We start from the raw sequence: 20,104 nt of genomic DNA on the forward strand, positions 1-20,104 counted from the left end.
CCAGCCAGGTCCTTGCCGCCCTGTGGTCGCGGTTGCGCCTTGTTTCAAGGGGACCCTCGCTAGTAGCCAATGTAGACAATGTCGCTCACGCTTCTCTCTCCCATGTTGGTCCCGTCGGTCGGGTTATTCACAACAGATCCGTTGAAGTACATCGTGGACGACCCGCCGCCGTCCAGGTTGTATGCAAAAGTGGCGCCGTTTTCGGAGAGAAGCTCCGCCATTTGGTAGAGCGAAAGCCCCTCGCTCTCGCTGGTTCGACCGTCCGAGACAAAGAACTGATAGTGCAGTGGCTCTACCATCGCGATGGCAGTTCGTGGGTTGGACGACTTCGACTGCGAGACCTCATCGTCTTCGCTCACCATCAGCTCGCCGTTATCCAAGAGCACGGGTCCAAATGACAGGACCTGCCAAGCGCCCGAATCAAGCAGGTCTTGCGCGCTCGTCTCTCCCTCGGTTGCGGACGAAAATGTCCCGTCGCCCCAAATGACGAGGCAGTCGGTGCCCGTGTCGGCGGTCTCACGATACAGCACGCCATTCCTGATTACATATCCCGCGTCACGCCAGCCGTAATAGTCGCCGTTAATTGCGAGAATTGCGCTGTTTTCCTCGGCAATCGTCGAGGTGGTCTCCTTTACGTTGCGCCCATACGTGCCCTTGGCAAACGCGCACTTCAAGTACTCGAGGCTCGAGAGCTGGATGTCAGCCAAATAGTACGTCGTATTCGAGGTAGTTCCTGTCTTGATGTCAATTGAGATGTTGTCATCGCTGTAAGAGCTGCTCGTGACCGTTGCCTCGCCCGAGTCGCTCGACCCGCTTGTGTCAGAAGACGACGTCGATGAGGCAGTCTGAATCATCGACGTGTTCTCCTCGGTCGCGCTCACGGTGTCGCGCTCAAGCACGAAAGCGTCGAGAAGCGTCCAGCTTGAGAGCCCCAGCAGGGCTACGCCATAGGTTGTGCCAGCCATGAACTGGCGACGCGTAAGAACGCGCGGCCTTTTTCTAGTTGATTCCTGACGCGGCATTGAAGCCAGCTCCTTTCGTGGCGGCAGTGGTAAGCGGAAGCGCCTGCTGGGCCCGCATGTCCTTCTCGCCCGCAAACACCCAGTTTCGCTGGACGAAGTAGCTGAAGACGAACAGGCACGAGTCAACAATGATCTTTGCGAGAAGCGCCGGGAGCACAAGCGAGACAAACGCTACGAGCGTCGCCGACATCAGCATCTGAGCCAGGAAGAGCACAAGATAGCGCTGCGCCTGGACATGCGTTCGTCCCTCGTCGGCACGGAAGCTCCAGAAGCGGTTGAGCGTAAAGTTGAGCGTCCCGGATGCGAGGCGAGCCACCACGGTAGCTACGGCAACCGCAATAACCGCGGAAAACGCCGCCGAGAAGACCGCCGTGCCGAGCGCAAAGAGCCCCAGATCAGCCACCGCGCAGATCAAGCTTGCGCCCGCGAAGCGAAAAAAGCTGCGGTAGATTCGGTAGGAGTCACGCAGGGTATCGAAGTGGGAGCCCGCGTTTCCATCCTCATACACCGTAGTGATGGGGATCATCAAGAGAGAGACTCCGCCACGCGCGACCATGGTCAAGAAATTCATCTCATACTCGTAGCGGTCACCGTCGCAGCTCTGGGCAACCGAGAAGAGTGATGCCGGAACAACGCGAAGCCCGGTTTGCGTGTCGGGGCACTTGACTCCCGTGTCGAGCTTGAAGTAGAGCGAGCTGAACGCGTTTCCCAGCTTACTTCGCGGAGGGACGTTGCGCTCGCGCAGATTTCGAATACCAAGCACGACGCAGCCGGGATTGTTCTGCGAGGCTATGGCCACGCGATAGACGTCCTTCGGCAAGTGCTGCCCATCGCCATCCACGGTCACGAACGCCGGCGCGTCAGGCCAGGTTTTCCTCATCGTCTGGATGCCGGTCTTGATGGCAGCGCCCTTGCCGAGGTTCTTTCCGTGATGGACAACGACGCAGCCAGCATCGGAGAGGTAGTCAAAAACGGTGCTCCAATCGCTGTCGCTACCATCGTCGACTACGATAATGCGCTCAAAGCCCTGCTCCTTTAGCTGATCAACGAGCTCGGTAATTCCGGCGGACGGATTGATGGTTGGAATGATAACGACCTGCTTCATTTTGGCTCCTCTCGGTCGTCCCGCACGTGCCGTGCAGGTTGAGAGGAACTCTACGGAATCGTCCTAAAGCGAAACTATGCGGGCCATTTCTCGCCGAGCGCGAAGGGGCGGCTCGAAAAGGTCGGAGAGGGAAGGTCGTGGCACCCCTCCCGAAAGACCAATCAAACGCAGCGCCGGGCCACTCGAAGGCTAGGCGAGAAAGTCCGGCTTCTTCCCGCCTTGTGCCCAGCCAGCGATCTGCTCGATTGCGGAAGCGACGGAATACTCGGAAGAAGGACCGATATGCCAAGTGGCGTGCTCAGCGACCGTCGGGGAGGCGTTTGCGACTGCAACAGAATTGGGAACGGAGTCAATCATTGCCAGGTCGTTGTCGGAGTCGCCGAAAACGACGACCTCGTCAAGGGAGATTCCCAAATACTCGGCAATAAAGCGCACGGCCGAGCCCTTATCCCAGTTGGCAGGCGTAATGTCGATGATGGGGGCAACGTTGCTCGGAAACACAAAGCTCAGCTGCGGAAACGCCACGCTCAGAGCGTCTCTGACCTGCTCCATCTGGGGCCGCTCGCAGGCGCACTGAAGGTTTGCCTTCACGTACGGACCTTCCCCGAGCTCAGACACAACGCGTCGAAACTCGCCCCAATTGCACGAGCCAGACTTCATGACCCGCTCGGGCTGCGAGGTCACCACCGCTGGCTTGGTCTCCTCTGAAAGATCGAAGATCGTAAGGAAGCAGCCAGCATCGGCCTTGTCCAGCCACAGCCAAAGCTGCCGCAAGACGTCAGTATCGAAAGCGACGGTTTTGACAACTTTGCCGTCAACACGAATGACCTGACCGTTCACGAACGCGCCGGTCTGGCAGCACTCGTCGTGGCCGTCAAACATCCAGCTCATGCTCCCGGGAATCCTTCCCGACACGGGCCCAAAGTGGATTCCCTGCTCAAGCGCGGAGTCGATGGCGGCAATCGAGCGGGGAGACGCCACGCTGCGCCGTTGGAAAACGTAGGGAATCAGCGTGTCGTCCAGGTCGGTAAGGATGAGCTTGAACATAAAGACCTTTCGTTATCTGGCACAGCTACGGCGAATCGAAGATGAGCGGTCATCCCCAGCCTTGCATTGTACGTGCAAGGCTGGGGAAACCAAATACTATATCAGGCGAAATCTCGGGCTATTCATGCGACGAGCAGGCGTTCTCGACCGCGCGAAGAGCCTCGATGTACGAGATGCCGGCTTTTCCGGCAAGCGCGACAACGGAGTCGTGCTCGGGATACGTCCGAAGGCTGCCGTCGGGAAGCGTCACCTGCTTGCCAGCCGCCGGTCCATACGGCGTGGAGAGCTCGATCCGCTTGCGAGAAAGCGCGGTTCTCCACAGGGGGATGCGGCGAACGCCAATGGTCGTTGTCTCCTCAAACAGCACACGCTCAAGCTCGGACACCTTGTCAGCAGCGCAGATGACTTGGATCTGCGTTCCCGGACGCATCTTCTTCATATAGCAAGGGATCAAGTGAACCTCGCGCGCCCCAGCAGCGAGAAGGGCGTCGAACGCGTGGCCGAGGGCCTCCCCCGTGCAGTCGTCGACCTCCGTCTCGAGCTGCCAGAGCTCGGGCTTGACCTTCTGACCCTCGTCGCCCTGGGAAGCTTCGCTCGCATTGCCACGGCGCAACTCCACCGGCTCGACAATCATCGCTCGAAGCGTCGACGGAGGATCGTAGGCGCGCTTTCCCGCTCCGACGCCCACGCGCGCCACGCGATACGCGTCAGGAAGGGCGTCCTCGGTCCGGACTGCCGCGGCAATCGCCGCGCCGGTCGGCGTAACGAGCTCGCCGGGCTGGTGTGCGCACTCAAGAACCAGACCATGCTCGGAAACGATGTTCAGCACGGCGGGAACAGGCACCGAAAGCACGCCATGCGCCGCGCGAACGCGACCTTCTCCCTCCGCAAGGGGCGAGACGATCACATTGTCCACATCGAGGTCGTCAAGGCAATACGCAACGGCAACGACATCAACTATTGAATCTACTGCGCCAACCTCATGGAAGTGCACCTCTGAGACAGGCACCCCATGAGCATGCGCTTCCGCCTGCGCGAGAATATCAAAGATTTTATGAGCGGTGGCGCGGGCGCGCGGAGCCAGGTCGGCTGCGTCGATGATGCGCGCCACCTCGGCCGGACCGCGGTGCTCGTGGTGATGGTGACCGTGGCCGTCATGGTCGTGATCGTGACCGTCGTGACCGAGGTCCCTGTCGCGCTCCTCATGACCGTGGTCATGCTCGTGGTGATGGTGATGCTTGCCATGATGGCGCTCGTCGTGATGGCGGCACTCGCCCTCATAGGTGCCCGGCGCGTCAAGCCCCTTGGGCGCCAGCCCTTCGCCAAGGCCACCGTAAAGGTAGGCCATGTCATGGTCGTGCCCGTCGTGCTCCTCGTCGAGCACGACGTCGAAGTCGCAGGCATCAAGTGCGCCGGCGCTCTTTCGACTCACGCGGATCTCAAACCCCGCGACGTCCAAGCTGGCCAGGGCCCGGCGCAGCCCGTCCTCGTTGGCGCCCAAATCGAGCAACGCGCCGGCGACCATGTCGCCAGAAATGCCGCAAGCGCAGTCAAGATAAAGGGTCTTTCCCATGCTAGCTCCGCCTTCCTGCAAGTCCTCGCCCTGCGTGATCAATCAGCGCGGCCTGATAGCCCGCGCCAAATCCGTTGTCGATGTTCACGACGCTGACCCCACTCGCGCACGAGTTCAACATCGAGAGAAGCGCCGCCAAGCCGCCCAAGCTCGCTCCGTAGCCCACGCTCGTTGGGCAGGCAATCACCGGGCAGGCGGCAAGGCCGCCCACCACGCTGGCAAGGGCGCCCTCCATGCCGGCAATGGCGACGATTGCCGATGCGCCCTGGATGTCGGCCACGTGCGCAAGCAGCCGATGGAGCCCCGCGACCCCCACGTCATACAGGCGCTCGACGCGGCTTCCGAGCATCTCTGCCGTGAGCGCCGCCTCCTCGGCGCAATACAGATCGCTCGTCCCAGCACAGCAAACGACAACGTACGCGATGCCGTCGGGCTCGGGCGGGGCGCCCAGCATGCCCATGTGCGCCGTCTCGTTATAGGAAAAGCTTTTGGCGCGCGCCGCGTCCTTCTCGGCAAGAAGGCCCTCTACCTGCTCGGCCTTAGCGGGGTCAAGGCGCGTGACCAAGATTCGCTCCTGTCCTGCGCCAGCAAGCGCGCCCAAGATTCCCACAATCTGCTCCGCCGTCTTTCCGGCACCATAGATAACCTCGGAGACGCCTTGGCGCACGCTGCGGTCAAGGTCGGGCTTCGCATACCCCAAGTCGACAAACGACGGCTCTGACGCTATTTGCGCAAGCGCGGAGTCCACGTCAACGCTGCCATCCCGCAGCTGCTCAAGGACCTCGCGGAGCTGTGTTCTGTCCATACAAGCTCCCTTCAAAAGTTTTCTTTAGCATTATCCCACGCATTGCGGAATGCCAAAATGCGCCGAAACTTTGGGCATACAACCTTTTTCGATTAGCACGAGGAGGACAGCATGGCAGAAGCGACAAGCACGCATGAGCTGGAGAAGAAGCGCGAGGCGCTGGAGGAGCGCCTGCGCGAGCTGGGCAGCGTGGCCGTGGCCTTGTCGGGAGGCGTCGACTCGACGCTGCTTGCAACCGTGGCGCACGAGACGCTTGGCGATCATGCGCTCGCCGTCACCGCCCAGATTGTCGGGGCGCCCACCGGAGAGGTCTCTGACGCCGAGCGCGTCTGCAAGGAGCGCGGAATCTCTCACATCGTGATGAGCTTCGACGAAACGGCCGTCCCCGGCTTCTCGGACAACCCGCCCGAGCGCTGCTACCTCTGCAAGCGGGCACTGTTCACGAAGCTGTTGGAGACCGCCCATGAGCAGGGCGTGGCCTATGTGGTCGACGGCACCAACGTGTCTGACCAGGGAGACTTTCGGCCAGGCATGCGCGCGCTGCGCGAGCTCGGAGTCGTGAGCCCCCTTAAGGACGCCGGCTTCACCAAAGACGACATCCGTGCGCTTGCTCGCCAGCTTGGCCTTCCCACGTGGGACAAGCCTTCCGCAGCATGCCTCAGCTCCCGGGTGCCCTATGGCGAGCCGATAACCGCCGAGAAGCTCGCGCGGATCCGCGGCGCCGAGGACTTCTTGCATGAGCAGGGCTTCGGGCAGCTCCGCGTTCGCGCCCATGGAACGGATGGGCTTCTCGCCAGAATCGAGGTGCCCCAGGCCGACATCGGTCGAATCTGCCAGCCCCAGATGCGCGAGGCAGTCGTGGAGCGCCTCAAGGAGCTGGGTTTTGCCTACGTCAGCGTCGACCTTGCGGGGTTTAGGTCGGGCTCGCTCAACGCGACGCTTGGATGACAAGCTGGCTTAGCGCAGCAAGCCTATGCCGCCAGGTAGACCATGCAGATGATCATGGCAAAGGCGACGAGGTCGGTTGGCGCAAACCAGACGCTGGTGAAGAGCACCGTCGTCAGCATGGCGACAAGCGGCTCGGCCGTTCCCAGCATGGCTCCGCGCATGGACCCCACGATCTTGACGCCGTGCAGGTAGAGCGCATAGGCGCCAAACGTCCCAAGCACGACGGTGAGCACGACGAGAGCCCAGCCGACCGCGTCAAGCACGGGCACGTTGGCCCAGGGCTGGATGAAGAGGGCGAGCACCACGCCCGATATGAGCATGGCCAGCCCGTTTACCACAAAGCTCCCCCACTTGTTGAGGATGCGGATGGGCAGGATTGCCAGAAACGTCATTGCCAGCGCAGCCCCCATGCCCCAGGCAAAGCCCTCCGCGGGCAGCTGCAATGTGCCGGGATTGCCGCCGGTTGCCAGAAGATAGGTGCCTCCGATTGCAAGCGCCATGGCGACCAGCTCGCGCCTGCGCGGGGAACGCCGTGTCTTAACGCATACGTAGACCGCAACCATGATGATGTTGAGCGACTGAAGGACGGTTGCCGTTGCAGAGTTGGTCCACCTGATGGCCTCTACGTAGCAGACGTTCGAAAGCAGAAACGAGGAGAAGGCGCTCACTATCAGCTCGACCATAGAGCGCCGATCGAAGAAGATGCCGGTCAGGCGCTCTTTGTTGGTAAGCCATGCCGTAAGAAGGAACAGCACGCAGGCGCCCAGTTCGCGCACGCAGACGAGCCACAGCGGCGCCATGTTGTAGCGCTCGAGCATATAGCTCACGATTGTGCCGTTGACGCCCCAGAGCGAGGCGCCGAGAAGCGCCGCCACCACTCCCGAGAGCATGCGCCTGCGTCGCTCAACCTCTGGGTCTTGCTCGGCGTCGACCATTGCTTGCTGTTCTTCCGATGACACGCCTCTCCCCTTCCACCGCACTTCCGACCGAGTAGCGTATCACCATCTCGCTCCACTTTTTCCGTGCATAGCAACTGCATAAAGACGCATAGCAATGCTCGCGGATTTCGGCCGATACTATCGGCATATAAATTCGCCCAAGTCTTGTCAGGAGGTCCCAAACATGGAGAAGAAGCATCTTGGCTGGTCTGGCATCGAGGTCTCACCGGTATGCATCGGCGGCATGAGCTTTGGCAAGGTTTTCCCCGACTTCCACCAGTGGGTCATCGACCAGCCGGCAACTCAGGCGGTCATCAAGCGCGCCCTTGAGCTGGGAGTCAACTTCATCGACACGGCTAACGTCTACGCGCACGGCACAAGCGAGGAGTTCATCGGCCAGAGCCTAAAGAATCTGGGCGTCAAGCGCGAGGACGTGGTGCTGGCGAGCAAGGTCTTCTTCAACGAGGGGCACCTCTCGCGCGAGGCAATCAACCGCGAGATCGACGGCACGCTCAAGCGCCTTCAGACCGACTACCTGGACCTCTACATCATCCACCGCTTTGACTACGACACGCCCATCGAGGAGACGATGGAGGCGCTCGACTCCCTTGTGCGCGCGGGCAAGGTGCGCGCCCTCGGCGCCAGCGCGATGTTTGGCTACCAGTTCCACAACATGCAGGTCGCGGCCGAAGAGAACGGCTGGACCAAGTTCACGAGCATGCAGAACCACTACAACCTGCTCTACCGCGAGGACGAGCGCGAGCTTATCCCCATCTGCCGCCAGTTTGACGTGGCCCTCACGCCATACAGCCCCATGGCGTCCGGCCACCTCACGCGCCCCACGTGGGACAGCGACTCCGTCCGCTCAAAGACAGACGGCACCATGGCGAACAAGTACAATGCCGCCCGCGAGAACGACCAGAAGGTCATCGACCGCGTGGCGCAGCTGGCAAGCGAGAAGGGCGTGCCCATGGCATCGATTGCGCTTGCCTGGCACTGGGCGAAGGGCGTGACGGCCCCCATCGTAGGCTGCTCAAAGCCCGAGCGCGTCGAGCAGGCCGTCGCGGCAACAGAAGTCAAGCTTACGGAAAAGGACGTTGCATTTCTCGAAGAGCCTTATGCGCCGCACGAGATCGTTGGCGCCCTCGCCCGTCCAGGCGAGAAGCCCCTTGCTGGCACGGACGTAAACCTCAAGTAGCCCGAGTCGCCGCGACCATCCCGAGAAGCGGCTCCGCGAGCGCCCTTGACCAAGCAACGGTGGTCTGGGGCGCCCTTCTCATTTCTCAGCCCGGCATCCACACCTTAAACGCAGCAATCAGGTAGTATCTATCTAATTTTTAAAAGATAGTAGAAAACGGGAGGAACATGGCAGGTCAGTCCCTGGGCAGCCGCGTTGTTGACGCCTTTGGCTCCGCAGTAAATCAGCATGTAGATGACGCGCCGGAAGGAGTCCGCACCGCGTTGGGCTTCGCTTTCAATGCCGAGCGGCTCAAAGTTGAGTACTTCCCCGAGCGCAACCTCATGCCCTTCGAGCGCGATGCCGCGCGCATCACGCTCGAAACCGTGACCGATGCACTGAACCAGCCCGACAAGGCGGTCATCACGAGCATCTTCCTTCCCAGCGAGCCCTTTCTTGCCATGGGGCTCAAGCCCGTCTCGGCGGAGGCGCTTGCCGGCTTTGTCTCGGCAGCCCACTCGGAGAGCGGCTTCATCACGCAGGCCGAGCAAAATGGCATCCCTGAGACCTACTGCTCGTTTCACAAGACGCTGATGGGGCTTGCGACCTCAGGCGTTCTGCAGCCGTCGCGCCTGCTTGCCAGCTGCTCGGTGCCTTGCGATGCGAACAACCTCTCGTTCAAGGCCCTCTCCTATCTTTGGGACTCCCCGCATATCTACGTGGACGTCCCCTACGCCGATTCTTCCGATGCCGAGGCCGTCAGCTACGTCGCCGACCAGCTGCGCTCCCTTGCTCACTCCGCAGAGGAGCTCTACGGCGCCACCCTCGACGAAGACGAGCTCAAGCGCCGCGTCGAGGCGAGCCAGCACACAATTGCCCTGCTCAACCGCAGCCTGCCGCTTCGCCGCGGCCGCTTCATGCGCTCCGACATGGGAAACGAGATGCAGCTTGCGCTTGCCGCTCATCTGGCCCTTGGCACCGACGACAGCCTCAAGATGGCCGAGCACATGGTCGCAGACCTCACGTCCGCAGAAAGCTACGACGGCGTCTCGCTCGTGTGGGGCCATATCCCGCCCTTCTTCCTCAAGGCGCTCAACGAGCAGATCAGCCAGAACCGCGCCGCTCAGATCATCGCAACCGACATGCTCTACGACCAGGTTGGTCCCACCCGACCCCGTTATACGCCCGACCAGCCCTTCGAGGCCATGGCAGAGCGCATGATGGATGACTGCTTCAACGGACCGAGCACCAGGCGCGCCGATCGCCTGATCAGGCTTGCCCGCGAGACAAATGCGGACGGCGTGGTGATTTTCTGCCATTGGGGCTGCAAGGAGACGGCCGGGGCCTCGCAGCTCATGCGCCGGCAGATTGAAGAGGCAGGCTGGCCGGTTCTGGTGCTCGACGGAGACGGATGCGACCGCGACAACTGCATGGAGGGGCAGATGTCCACGCGCTTCTCGGCGTTTCTCGAGCTATTGCGTGCCCGGCGCGAGGAGGTGACCGAATGGCAGAAAAGAGCCTAGGCGACTCAATCATTGGCTGGTACGGCAACATCGCGGCAAAAAATCTTGATAATCGCCCGAAGTTCACGCGGAACTGGCTGATGCTAGGCTTTCGCCTCGAGACCAAGAAGGTGGAGGTAGCGCCCGACAAGCGCTTTCTCCCTTCCGGCCAGCACGGCTACGCCCTGTTTATGAGCTCAGTCGTCGACGCGATGCGCGACGCGGAGAACTCCGTGGTCACGAGCATCTTCACGCCGCCAGAGGTCTTTCGCGCGCTGGGCCTTAAGCCCATGTGCGCCGAGGCCGTCGCCTCTTTTGTGAGCGGCGCTCAGGCAGAGGGGGCATTTCTCAGCCACGCCGAGGGGACGGGTATCCCCGAGACGTACTGCTCGTACCATAGGGCGCTCATGGGCATGGCGGCATCGGGCGTGCTGCGCCCCCGCAAGCTTGTGGCGTCGACGTCGGTCGCCTGCGACGCAAACAACCTGAGCTTCAAGATGCTGGCGTCCAAGTGGGGCGCCGAGAATTGCTACATCGACGTGCCCTACGACGTGAGCGAGGAGGCCATTCGCTACGTCGCCGACCAGCTGCGTGAGATGGCCGCCCAGGCATCTGAGATCTACGGGCGTCGCCTGGACGACGCCCTCCTGCGCCAGCTCGTTGCCCGCTCGCTCGAGACGGACGACGCGCTCGAGCGCACGCTGCCGCTCCGGCGCGGGCGCTACCTCGCGAACACCATGACCCTCGACATGATGGAGATGCTCGACCTGCAGCTCTCGCTCGGCACGCCGGAGGCGCTCGAGCTGGCGCTGGGCATGGAGAGCGACTTCGCGAAGGCGAAGCGCTTCTCCGGGGTCAGCCTTGTCTGGGCGCACGTGTCGCCATACTTCCTGGGCTCGATAGGCGGCATCCTTGACTGCCAGCCTACCGCCCAGATTGTCGCTTCAGATATGATGTTTAACCACCTTACACCGCCCGAAGGCAGAACTTTTGACGCAGACCAGCCCTTTGAGGCCATGGCCGAGCGCGTGGTTCGCAACTGCTTCAACGGACCGAGCACCCGCCGCGCCGACACGCTCGTGCGCCTTGCGAGCGAGACCGACGCAGACGGCGTGGTCATCTTCTGCCACTGGGGCTGTAAGGAGACCGCGGGCGCGGCACAGCTCATGCGCCGGCAGATAGAGGCGGCGGGATGGCCGGTGCTGGTGCTCGACGGCGACGCCGTCGACCGCGCCAACTGCATGGAGGGCCAGATGTCCACGCGCTTCTCGGCGTTCATGGAGCTTCTGGCATCAAAGAAAGAGGAGAAGGAGCGGGCTCATGTCTGATATCCAGCCCAACGCAGCGTCCACGGCGGAGCCGAGCGCAACGCCTCGCGCGACCACTCACACGGTCTGGTATGCCTGCAAGTACACGCCGATAGAGCTGCTCGCCGGATTTGGCGCCCGCTCGAGGCTCGCCGAGGCCGACGTGTCATCGTTCGACGAGGCCGACCGCCTGGCGCACCCCAACCTCTGCGGCTACGGCAAGGGGCTCATCGAGCGCCTGCTTGCCGACGACGTGCACGAGGTCGTGCTCGTCACCTGCTGCGACGTTATCAAGCGTGCCTACGACGTGCTCGTAGAGCAGGGAAAGCTCGACTTCGTTTGGCTGCTTGACCTCCCCCACAAGCGCGGCAAGGCAGAGCGGCGCATCTTCCGCTCGAGGCTGGCGAAGCTAGCAGAAGCCTACGCTGCGTACAGCGGAAAAAGCTTTGATGTGGGCGCCGCGCTCTCCGCGTTCAAGCCGCCGGTTCCGCGCACCGACGACCACGTGACGCTTCTGGGCGCGCACGCAACGTCCGCGCTGCTCGCAAGCGTGAACCAGGGCGTTGGCTTTCCCGTGGAGAACGGCACCTGCACCAACCGCCACCTGCTTGCCTCTCCTCCGGGGGAGCTTGCGCGCATGGCCGCCCCCGGCGACTGCGACGCCTGCGAGACGGGCGCGCCCGGCCGCGGAGGCGTGGGACGCGAGGGCGGCACGCTCGACACGTTCCTCGACTGGTATGCCGACGCGCTGCTCAACCAGATGCCCTGCATGCGCATGGACGACGTCTCGGAGCGCGAGCTTCTGCACGGGGCGCGCGGCCAGCGCGGCGTAATCTACCACACGATGAAGTTCTGCGACTATTACGGCTTTGAATATGCCGTCGCGACCAAGAAGGAGAAGGTGCCCATGGTAAAGATCGAGACGGACGGAACCTCCCAAAGCGCCGGGCAGCTTCGCACCCGCCTCGAAGCCTTTGGCGAGACGCTTCGCGGAGGAGAGGTTGCCCGCAAGGTAGCGAGCGCGCGCGAGGGCGCGTCCGACGGGAACGTGTACGTTATGGGCGTCGACTCAGGCTCCACCTCGACCGATGCGGCAATCATTGATGGGAACGGCAAGCTCGTCGCCACGGTGATCCTGCCCACCGGAGCCAAGGCCACCGAAAGCGCGCGCCGCGCGAAGGACGAGGTGCTGAAGCAGGCCGGCCTGTCCGAGAGCGACATGGCGCTCAAGGTGTCCACCGGCTACGGACGCGACAACATCCCTGACATGGACACCTCGATCACCGAGATCACCTGCCACGCCAAGGGCGCACACTACCTGGCGCCCAACGCCAGGACCGTCATCGACATCGGCGGCCAGGACTCCAAGGTCATCCACCTGGACGAGGAGGGCAACGTCCTCAACTTCGTGATGAACGACAAGTGCGCCGCCGGCACCGGCCGCTTCATGGAGATGATGGCGCGCACGCTCGAGATGCCGCTCGACGAGTTCTGCGCGGCGGGGCTCAACTGGAAGCACGAGGTCAAGATCTCGAGCATGTGCACCGTGTTCGCCGAGAGCGAGGTCGTCTCGCTGGTGGCCGAGGACACGCCGACCCCCGACATCATCCACGGCCTCTCGGAGAGCGTCGCCCGCAAGACCGCGACGCTCGCCAAGCGCGTGAACGGCGAGCCGCCCTACCTCATGACCGGCGGCGTCGCCAACAACGAGGGCGTCGTGAGGGCGCTCTCTGACGTGCTGGGCTCGCCCGTGGCCACCCACGAGGACTCCCAGCTCTGCGGCGCGATTGGCGCGGCGCTGCTCGGGCTGGAGTCGCTGAAGCAGCAGGACAGCGAGTAGCCCTCCTCCTGAGGAATTTTGATAAGGCCAGGCCGACCGTTCGGCTACCAGATTAGACAAGGGAGAACACCATGGGAAAGGTAGCAAGCGTTCCGGGACTCATAGACCTGCACCTCCATCTGGATGGGTCCATCTCGCCCGCCATCGCCCGGCGCCTCGCAGAGATTGGCAACCAGGAGCTGCCCGCGTCTGAAGAGGAGCTCGTCTCGCGCCTGCGCGTGAGCCCTGACTGCCGTGACCTCAACGAGTACCTTGCGCGCTTCGACTTTCCCCTCTCGCTTTTGCAGACGCAGGAGCAAATATCCGAGTCGGTGCTTCTCTTGCAGGAGGAGCTGGCAGAGATGGGACTTCTCTATGCAGAGATTCGCTTTGCCCCTCAGTCAATGACCGCGGGCGGTCTCACGCAGGAGGAGGCCATAGATGCAGCGCTCGACGGCCTCTCTCGCTCGAGCTTCCATGCCGGACTCATCCTGTGCGCGATGCGCGGCGAGGGCAACGGCGATGCCAACGAGGAGACGTTCCGTCTGGCCGCCCGCAGGCTGGGCAAGGGCGTCTGCGGCGTCGACTTGGCCGGAGCCGAGGCCATCTGGCCGACCTCCAGCTACGAGGGCCTCTTTGCACAGGCTCGCGAGCTTGGGATTCCCTTCACGGTGCACGCCGGCGAGGCTGCCGGAGCGGACTCCGTTGCCACCGCGCTCGACTTTGGCGCCAAGCGCCTTGGCCACGGCGTGCGGTGCCTTGAGGACCCGCACGTCGCCGAGCGCGTGGCCGCATCGGGCACGACGCTCGAAGTCTGCCCCACGAGCAACATCCAGACGTGCGTCTACCCCGACTATGCCAGCTGCCCGCTTAAGAAGCTCGCTCGCGCTGGGATAGCGGTGTGCCTTAACTCGGACAACATGGCCGTCTCTGGCACCGATGTCCAGCGCGAGCACGCCCTGGTTGGAGAGGCGCTGGGAATGGGGCTTGAGGACCACCTTGCGCTGGAGCTTGCCTCCGTGCGCGCAGCATTTCTCCCAGACGAGAAGAAGGCAGAGCTCGAGCGCCAGGTGCGCGACGCATACGCAGCGATGAGCTAGCACCAGGGGCCAGAACCGCGCAGTAAGACCAGAACCGAGGCTCGCCGAACAGACATTCTCTTGTCGACGGACTTTACTTCTCGTCGTGGAGCACTTCTCCCAAAAAGTCGGTGCCGTAGGGGATGGCATCGGGAAGGCAGAGCGGGGCGCCCGAGGCAAGGACGATGTAGTTCTCCCCGTCGCTTCGCTCGTCTTCAACCTGCGTGATTGCCACGCTTCGGAAAGGACCGCGCAGGGTCGCCACCGTGCTCTGGAGGAACCCGAAGCTCTCGCCCGGGCCCGGCGCGACGTTGGCGAGAAGCACGCCACGAGCCGAAAGCGCTTGGCGGGCGGACACAGCCGCCTCGCGGGTTGCAAGCGAGCGCACGGGCTCGGCGCCCACGAACGCGTCGAGGACCACGATGTCGTAGCTTTCGGGCGCAGCCGCATCCAGCACGGCGCGACCGTCGTCGCAGATCACGTTGAGCGCGCCGCCGCCAACGCGCTGCAGCTCACAGGCCTCGTCGAGATAGAACCACCGGCGGGCGATGTCAATGACGGCTGGGTCTATCTCCACTGCGTCCGTGGTTACGCTTGGGCGCTCGGCAGCCACGAGCTTGGGAAACGCAAACCCTCCCCCGCCAATAACCAGCAGGCGCTGCGCGTCGGGCACCAGGTCGAAGCCGCGCGCAAACGCGCGATAGTAGGCAAACGCAGGCTCCATGCGACGAGGGCCAAAAAGCGTGGCCGACTGCCACACCCCACCCACGCTCAAGACCCGTTGCCAAACCGCGCCGCGCCTGATGGTATGGATGAAGGCGGGCCCCGAGGCTGTGCACGCCACATGCGGCAGCCGCTCGGCGATGGTAGGGCGATACCCGTCTGCTTCCCTTGCCATGCTCGCCCCCAATCTCGCGCCCGTTGCCGCAACCAATGATAGCCGCGACACGCGCTGGTGCGGATGGCGTGCCGTAAGGATGCTTTCCGTCCGAGGGCTTGACGTTGTGGGTACCATAGGCTCAAGCTTTGGCAGCTGACCACGAACTCCGGAGGACCATGAACCTGTTCGACTACCTTGGGCGCGAGCTCGCAACGTTTGACGAGAAGCCCCTCAACAACCTTGACTCCGCGCTGCTCACCCAGCTCTGCATGGTGCGTGGCGGCCAGGTTATTCCCGCCGAGCGCGTGCGCACAACGACAGGGCCGCTTTCGAACGACCGCGTGGACCGCCTGGCCGACATTGCCTACGCCCGTCGCGTTCGCCCTGCTCACGTGGCAGATCTCTACAAGGCGGAGCTCTTTGACGGCATGTTCAGCGGCCTCGTTCCAGACCGCATTCGCCAGGAGCTTGCCATGCTCGTGGCAAGCCCTCGCTTCCGCACGCTCGAGCTGCGCGACTACTCGTCGATCACTGACGACAACCAGCACATCCAGTTCTCTGCGACGACCTTCGTCTGGCGCGGAGCAGGCGGCCACGACTTTGCCTACATCGCATATCGCGGCACCGACGAGTCCATCACGGGCTGGCGCGAGAACTTTGACATGGCAATAACCCCTCCCGTGCCTGCGCAGACGCTTGCCTTGAACTACCTCGAGTCCGTCGCCCGGCACCTTCCCGGCCGCCTGTATGTGGGCGGGCACTCCAAGGGCGCAAACCTTGCAACCTACGCAGCGCTTCGCTGCTCGCCGGAGGTCCGCTCGCGCATCGAGCGCGTCTGGGACCTCGACGGACCCGGGTTCAAGCAGGGCTTCGTCGGCGCCGACGAGTTCGCGCGCCTTGAGGGGCGCATCACGCGAATCGTGCCCACCGAGTCGTTCGTCGGCATGCTGATGGAAACGCACGCCCCCACGCTTGTGGTCGAGAGCGATGCGCACGGCATAGACCAGCATTCGCCGTTCACATGGCTGATTGACGGGGATGACTTCGTCTATGCGCCAGCGCTCTCGCGCCAGGCCGAGCTCTCGCACTCGGTCATGAACGAGTGGATCTCGACGATGAGCGACGAGGAGATTCCGCGCGTGGTAGACGCACTCTTTCGCGCAATCGAGGCCTCTGGAGCAAAGGACGCAACGCAGGTCTTTGCCGGCGGCACGCAGACGGCGGCCCTGGTGCTTGAGGCGGCCAGAAACATGGACGCGCAGACGCGAGACGTGCTGCTCCCAGCCCTTGCCAACCTCAGCGCCATCATGGTTCGCCAGAACGTGGCGAACGTCGCAACCCTGCTGCAGCGCCGGAGCTCGTAGCTCGCGCAGCAGCGCCGACGCCGAACGGCAAGAACGGCCCCAGTGCCGAAATCTGAAATTGTTTCGAGCGGGAAAATTGAGAAATTCTCGCTTGCGCTTGACCCGGCATTGGTTTTATAGTTCCAGCCAACGCAAGCAACGACCGCAACGAGGAGGTGCCACCATGACCAACCAGATGTTCACTTCTACGTCCATGAGCTGGTGGTGGCGCATGTCTCTCGCTGTCGGTCGACTGTGAGTCGCTTGCGCCTACCCTTATATCGTGCGCAGTGAGGGCTCCCGGAAGACCGGGGGCCCTCTTTTTTGTGCGAAAAATCATCCGCCGCCGATAAGAAAAGCAAAGAGTTCAAATCAGAAAGGAAACTACCATGTCCGAGAACAACAACGCCGCCACCGCCCGCACCGTCTCCGCCGATGTCGCCAGCAAGCAGGGCAAGCTGAGCATCACCTCGCTCGTGCTTCTCGCCGTGCTGCTTGCTGCAGGCACAATCCTCAACATGACAGTCGGCAACGCGCTTGCCACCGTAGGCATAAAACCCCAGTTCATCATTGCCGCCTACGCGCTCGCGATCCTTCTGACCAACGCCAACTTTGGGCAGGCTGCCATCTTTGGCCTGATCTCTGCCGCCGTCATCCAGCTGAGCACCTCCATCCCCGGCCTCAACTTCTTCACCGAGCTGTGCGGCGCCCTCACGATGTGCGCCATCGCCCACCTGAACATCAAGGTCGGCGGCAAGAACGTGACTCCGCTGGTTGCGACGTTTGTCGCCACCCTAGTTTCCGGCGCGCTGTTCGCTGTCTGCGGAAACGTGATTATGGGCGCTGCCATGGCAACCGCATTGGTGAAGGTTCCCATCGTCCTTGGCACTGCCTGCTTCAACGCCATCGTCGTCCAGGCGCTCTACCTGCCCCTCTCCAAGGTGATGAAGCGCTAGCGCCAACGCCGAGAGTCATCTCGCGTGCATGAAGGTCCGAAATAAATGCACCAAAGCCATTCGAAGGAGCTTGTCTTGTCCGATAGTCCAATCATCGAGATGCGCGACGTGTCGTTTACGTACACGGGCGGCGACTCCCCTGCGCTGAGCCACGTGTCGCTCTCGCTTCGACAGGGCTCCTTCGTTGGCATCATCGGCCCGTCCGGGGCAGGCAAGTCCACGCTCGCCGCAGCGCTCTCGGGCGCCATCCCCCACCACTTTGGCGGCACGCTCTACGGTGCCACCATCGTTGATGGAAATGACACCTGCGAGGTAAGCCTGACCGACATCTCGCAGGTAGTGGGCAGCGTGCTGCAGGACATCGACACGCAGATGGTATCGTCTGTTGTTGAAGACGAGATGCTCTACGGCCTTGAGAACTTCGGCGTCCCCCGAGACCAGATTGAGGGTCGCCTGTCCGGCGCGCTTGCCACCGTTGGCATCTCCGAGCTGCGCAATCGCGAAATTGCAACGCTTTCCGGCGGCCAGAAGCAGAAGGTTGCCATCGCAGCGATCCTTGCGTTGAAGCCGCGCGTGCTCGTGCTGGACGAGCCCACCGCCGCGCTCGACCCCGCAAGCTCAAAGCTCGTATTTGAGACGCTCCGGACCGTGCGCCAAGAGGGCGTCACCGTGGTCGTGATCGAGCAAAAGGTCGCCCTTCTCTCCGAATACTGCGACCGCGTTCTGGTGATGGACAAGGGACGCATCGCCTTTGACGGAACCCCGCACGAGGTCTTTCTCCACGGCGCCGAGCTTCGCAAGATGGGCGTCGACAGCCCGCGCGTGGCGCGCGTCTCCAACAGCCTCGCCCAAAAGGGCGTCATCCCCACCGGCAGCAGACCCTGTCTTTCCGTAACCGAGGCGCACGACCTTATCGCCAAGCTTCTTCGGGACGCGGGGTCAGAGGCGTCCGACCAAGCCCGAAATGACCCTGCGCCCGCAGCCTCGCATCGCAATGTTTCAGCAGGTCAGAAGCCCGCGCTCAAGCTGGAGGACGTAAGCTTCTCATACAGCGGGACCGGCAAGGGCGTGCGCGACGTCACCATGAGCGTCTACCCTGGCGAGCTCGTGGGAATCATCGGGCAAAACGGTGCCGGCAAGACCACGCTCACCAAGCTTCTGAACGGCCTTTTGAAGCCCGAGAAGGGCACCGTCACCGTCGCCGGCATGGATACGCGCAAAGTGCCCGTCTCGCAGGTGGCGCGTCACGTCTCGACGCTCTTTCAGAATCCCGACCGTCAGCTCTGCAAGAACACCGTGCTTGAGGAGGTGGCATTTGGCCCCGAGCTTCACGGCACGCCGCAAGGCAAGGCCGAGGAGCTTGCCCGCGCGGCAATCCAGCGCTTTGGCCTTCCGGAAAACGAGGCGCCCTTCTCGCTCTCTCGCGGCCAGCGGCAGATGGTGGCGCTGGCATCGGTTGTCGTGATGCATCCCGACGTCGTGATCTTGGACGAGCCCACAAGCGGCCTTGATTACCGCGAGTGCATGACCGTGATGGAGACCGTCCGGAAGATGGCGGAGCAAGGCTGCGCCGTTGTCATGGTCTGCCACGACATGGAGGTGGTCTCCGACTTTGCACAGCGCATCGTCGTGATGGCCGATGGACAGATTCTGGCGCGTGGCGAGAAGGACGCCCTCTTTGCGGACGCCGACCTCATGGCACGCGCGAGCGTCGAGGCGCCGCAAGTGGTTCGCCTGTCGCAGGCGTTGGCGGCAGACGTGAGCCCAGCGTTCTCTGGCATCAGCCAGGTATCCGGGATTGTTGACACCGTTCAGGAGATGGTTCGTCGTGGTTAACGTGATTGACTATTCCGAGGGCACCACCGCGCTTCACCGCGCGAACCCCGTAGCCAAGCTGGCGCTCGCCGTGGGCATCATTGCCGCGACATTTCTGGCCGGGACGTACGGCATGCTCGTGGCGCTGCTCGCGCTGACGCTGGCGCTCGGCGCCTATGCGGGCGTCTTTGATCGGCTGGTCACGCTGCTTAAGGTGCTGGTGCCGGTAGCGATCGTCATGATGCTTCTGCAGTGCGCCTTCGTGCGCGGCGGCCAATACGTGACGCTTTGGATGACAACCGAGGGCCTTGAGACGGGCTCGAAAGCCGCGCTTCGCCTCCTCGGCGTGGCCCTCCCGCTCATTCTTGTGCTCACCGTGACCAAGCTTAACGACCTCGCTAACGCCTGCGTCGAGATCCTTCACGTGCCCTACCGCTATGCCTTCACCTTCACCACGGCACTGCGCTTCATCCCCGTTTTTGGGCAGGAGATGAATGCGATCATGGAGGCGCAGACTGCGCGCGGCGTCGAGTACGACACGAGAAATCCCCTCAAGAAGCTGCAGCTCATGCTGCCTTTGTGCGTGCCTCTGCTGGTGAGCTCCGTCGGAAAGACCGACGCCACGGCCCTTGCCGCCGAGCAGCGCGGCTTTTATTTGCGCACACGAGAGAGCAGCTACAAGCGCTACCCCCTTTCCGCCGGCGACTGGGCGCTCATGGCCTTTGCGGCGGCGCTCGTCATGCTAGGCGTTGCGCTTTAGCGCCCCTCCGCCCCGCAGATATCCCCTC

17 protein-coding genes are annotated in these 20,104 nt (G+C 62.8%); 10 read left to right on the top strand and 7 right to left on the bottom strand.

Translation table 11 applies throughout. The features are described from left to right. Positions 1-59 precede the first annotated feature (59 nt). The 5 genes from ACOYJL_RS04495 to larB all read right to left on the bottom strand — a co-directional run bounded on the left by ACOYJL_RS04495 (position 60) and on the right by larB (position 5,552). Complete coding sequence (locus ACOYJL_RS04495) at positions 60-1,022, bottom strand: phosphodiester glycosidase family protein (protein WP_433569023.1); 963 nt, start codon at positions 1,020-1,022, stop codon at positions 60-62. Beyond that, positions 1,000-2,127 (bottom strand): glycosyltransferase, encoded by a 1,128-nt coding sequence (locus tag ACOYJL_RS04500; RefSeq protein ID WP_433569024.1) that lies wholly within the window; start codon positions 2,125-2,127, stop codon positions 1,000-1,002. The genes ACOYJL_RS04495 and ACOYJL_RS04500 overlap by 23 nt, the downstream gene beginning before the upstream one ends. A gap of 189 nt (positions 2,128-2,316) precedes the next feature. Continuing rightward, entirely contained in the window at positions 2,317-3,174 is an 858-nt protein-coding gene (locus ACOYJL_RS04505; RefSeq protein ID WP_433569025.1) for an HAD family hydrolase, read from the bottom strand. A 118-nt stretch (positions 3,175-3,292) separates the two neighbouring features. After that, the gene (locus ACOYJL_RS04510) at positions 3,293-4,747 is read right to left on the bottom strand and encodes a LarC family nickel insertion protein (protein WP_433569026.1); all 1,455 of its coding nucleotides are present in this window, start codon (positions 4,745-4,747) and stop codon (positions 3,293-3,295) included. Position 4,748: 1 nt separating this feature from the next. Then, entirely contained in the window at positions 4,749-5,552 is an 804-nt protein-coding gene (gene larB / locus ACOYJL_RS04515) for a nickel pincer cofactor biosynthesis protein LarB (RefSeq protein ID WP_433569027.1), read from the bottom strand. 111 nt (positions 5,553-5,663) lie between these two features. Here larB and larE point away from each other — a divergent pair, with 111 nt between their 5' ends. Then, entirely contained in the window at positions 5,664-6,500 is an 837-nt protein-coding gene (larE, locus tag ACOYJL_RS04520; RefSeq protein WP_433569028.1) for an ATP-dependent sacrificial sulfur transferase LarE, read from the top strand. Between the two features lie 23 nt (positions 6,501-6,523). On the opposite strand, the gene ACOYJL_RS04525 is transcribed toward larE, so the two are convergent. Further along, positions 6,524-7,459, bottom strand: coding sequence for a DMT family transporter (locus ACOYJL_RS04525; protein ID WP_433569029.1), 936 nt, complete (start codon positions 7,457-7,459; stop codon positions 6,524-6,526). Positions 7,460-7,622: 163 nt separating this feature from the next. Between ACOYJL_RS04525 and ACOYJL_RS04530 the strand changes: the two genes are divergently transcribed. The 5 genes from ACOYJL_RS04530 to add all read left to right on the top strand — a co-directional run bounded on the left by ACOYJL_RS04530 (position 7,623) and on the right by add (position 14,343). Beyond that, complete coding sequence (locus ACOYJL_RS04530) at positions 7,623-8,636, top strand: aldo/keto reductase (protein WP_433569030.1); 1,014 nt, start codon at positions 7,623-7,625, stop codon at positions 8,634-8,636. Positions 8,637-8,803: 167 nt separating this feature from the next. Further along, on the top strand, positions 8,804-10,138 hold the full coding sequence (locus tag ACOYJL_RS04535) for a 2-hydroxyacyl-CoA dehydratase subunit D (protein WP_433569031.1): 1,335 nt from the start codon (positions 8,804-8,806) through the stop codon (positions 10,136-10,138). Next, positions 10,120-11,445 (top strand): 2-hydroxyacyl-CoA dehydratase subunit D, encoded by a 1,326-nt coding sequence (locus ACOYJL_RS04540; RefSeq protein WP_433569032.1) that lies wholly within the window; start codon positions 10,120-10,122, stop codon positions 11,443-11,445. The genes ACOYJL_RS04535 and ACOYJL_RS04540 overlap by 19 nt, the downstream gene beginning before the upstream one ends. Next, a complete protein-coding gene (locus ACOYJL_RS04545; protein ID WP_433569033.1) occupies positions 11,438-13,264 on the top strand; it encodes an acyl-CoA dehydratase activase in 1,827 nt (608 codons plus the stop codon). The genes ACOYJL_RS04540 and ACOYJL_RS04545 overlap by 8 nt, the downstream gene beginning before the upstream one ends. A 71-nt stretch (positions 13,265-13,335) precedes the next feature. Continuing rightward, positions 13,336-14,343: an adenosine deaminase gene (gene add, locus ACOYJL_RS04550; RefSeq protein WP_433569034.1), complete on the top strand. Its 1,008-nt coding sequence runs from the start codon at positions 13,336-13,338 to the stop codon at positions 14,341-14,343. Positions 14,344-14,416: 73 nt separating this feature from the next. Here the strand turns inward: add and ACOYJL_RS04555 are convergent, their stop codons facing one another. Beyond that, a complete protein-coding gene (locus tag ACOYJL_RS04555) occupies positions 14,417-15,220 on the bottom strand; it encodes a spermidine synthase (RefSeq protein ID WP_433569035.1) in 804 nt (267 codons plus the stop codon). Between the two features lie 158 nt (positions 15,221-15,378). Between ACOYJL_RS04555 and ACOYJL_RS04560 the strand changes: the two genes are divergently transcribed. The 4 genes from ACOYJL_RS04560 to ACOYJL_RS04575 all read left to right on the top strand — a co-directional run bounded on the left by ACOYJL_RS04560 (position 15,379) and on the right by ACOYJL_RS04575 (position 20,076). Then, positions 15,379-16,566, top strand: a complete 1,188-nt coding sequence (locus ACOYJL_RS04560) for an Mbeg1-like protein (protein WP_433569036.1) — start codon at positions 15,379-15,381, stop codon at positions 16,564-16,566. Positions 16,567-16,934: 368 nt separating this feature from the next. Beyond that, complete coding sequence (locus tag ACOYJL_RS04565) at positions 16,935-17,501, top strand: hypothetical protein (protein WP_433569037.1); 567 nt, start codon at positions 16,935-16,937, stop codon at positions 17,499-17,501. A 75-nt stretch (positions 17,502-17,576) separates the two neighbouring features. Next, entirely contained in the window at positions 17,577-19,337 is a 1,761-nt protein-coding gene (locus tag ACOYJL_RS04570) for an ABC transporter ATP-binding protein (RefSeq protein WP_433569038.1), read from the top strand. Further along, positions 19,330-20,076 carry an energy-coupling factor transporter transmembrane component T family protein gene (locus ACOYJL_RS04575; RefSeq protein WP_433569039.1) on the top strand — a complete coding sequence of 249 codons (747 nt, stop codon included), beginning with the start codon at positions 19,330-19,332 and terminating at the stop codon, positions 20,074-20,076. Before ACOYJL_RS04570 ends, ACOYJL_RS04575 begins: the two co-directional genes overlap by 8 nt. Positions 20,077-20,104 lie beyond the last annotated feature (28 nt).

The sequence above is a fragment of the Tractidigestivibacter sp. genome (assembly GCF_050946515.1).
GTDB lineage: Bacteria > Actinomycetota > Coriobacteriia > Coriobacteriales > Atopobiaceae > Tractidigestivibacter.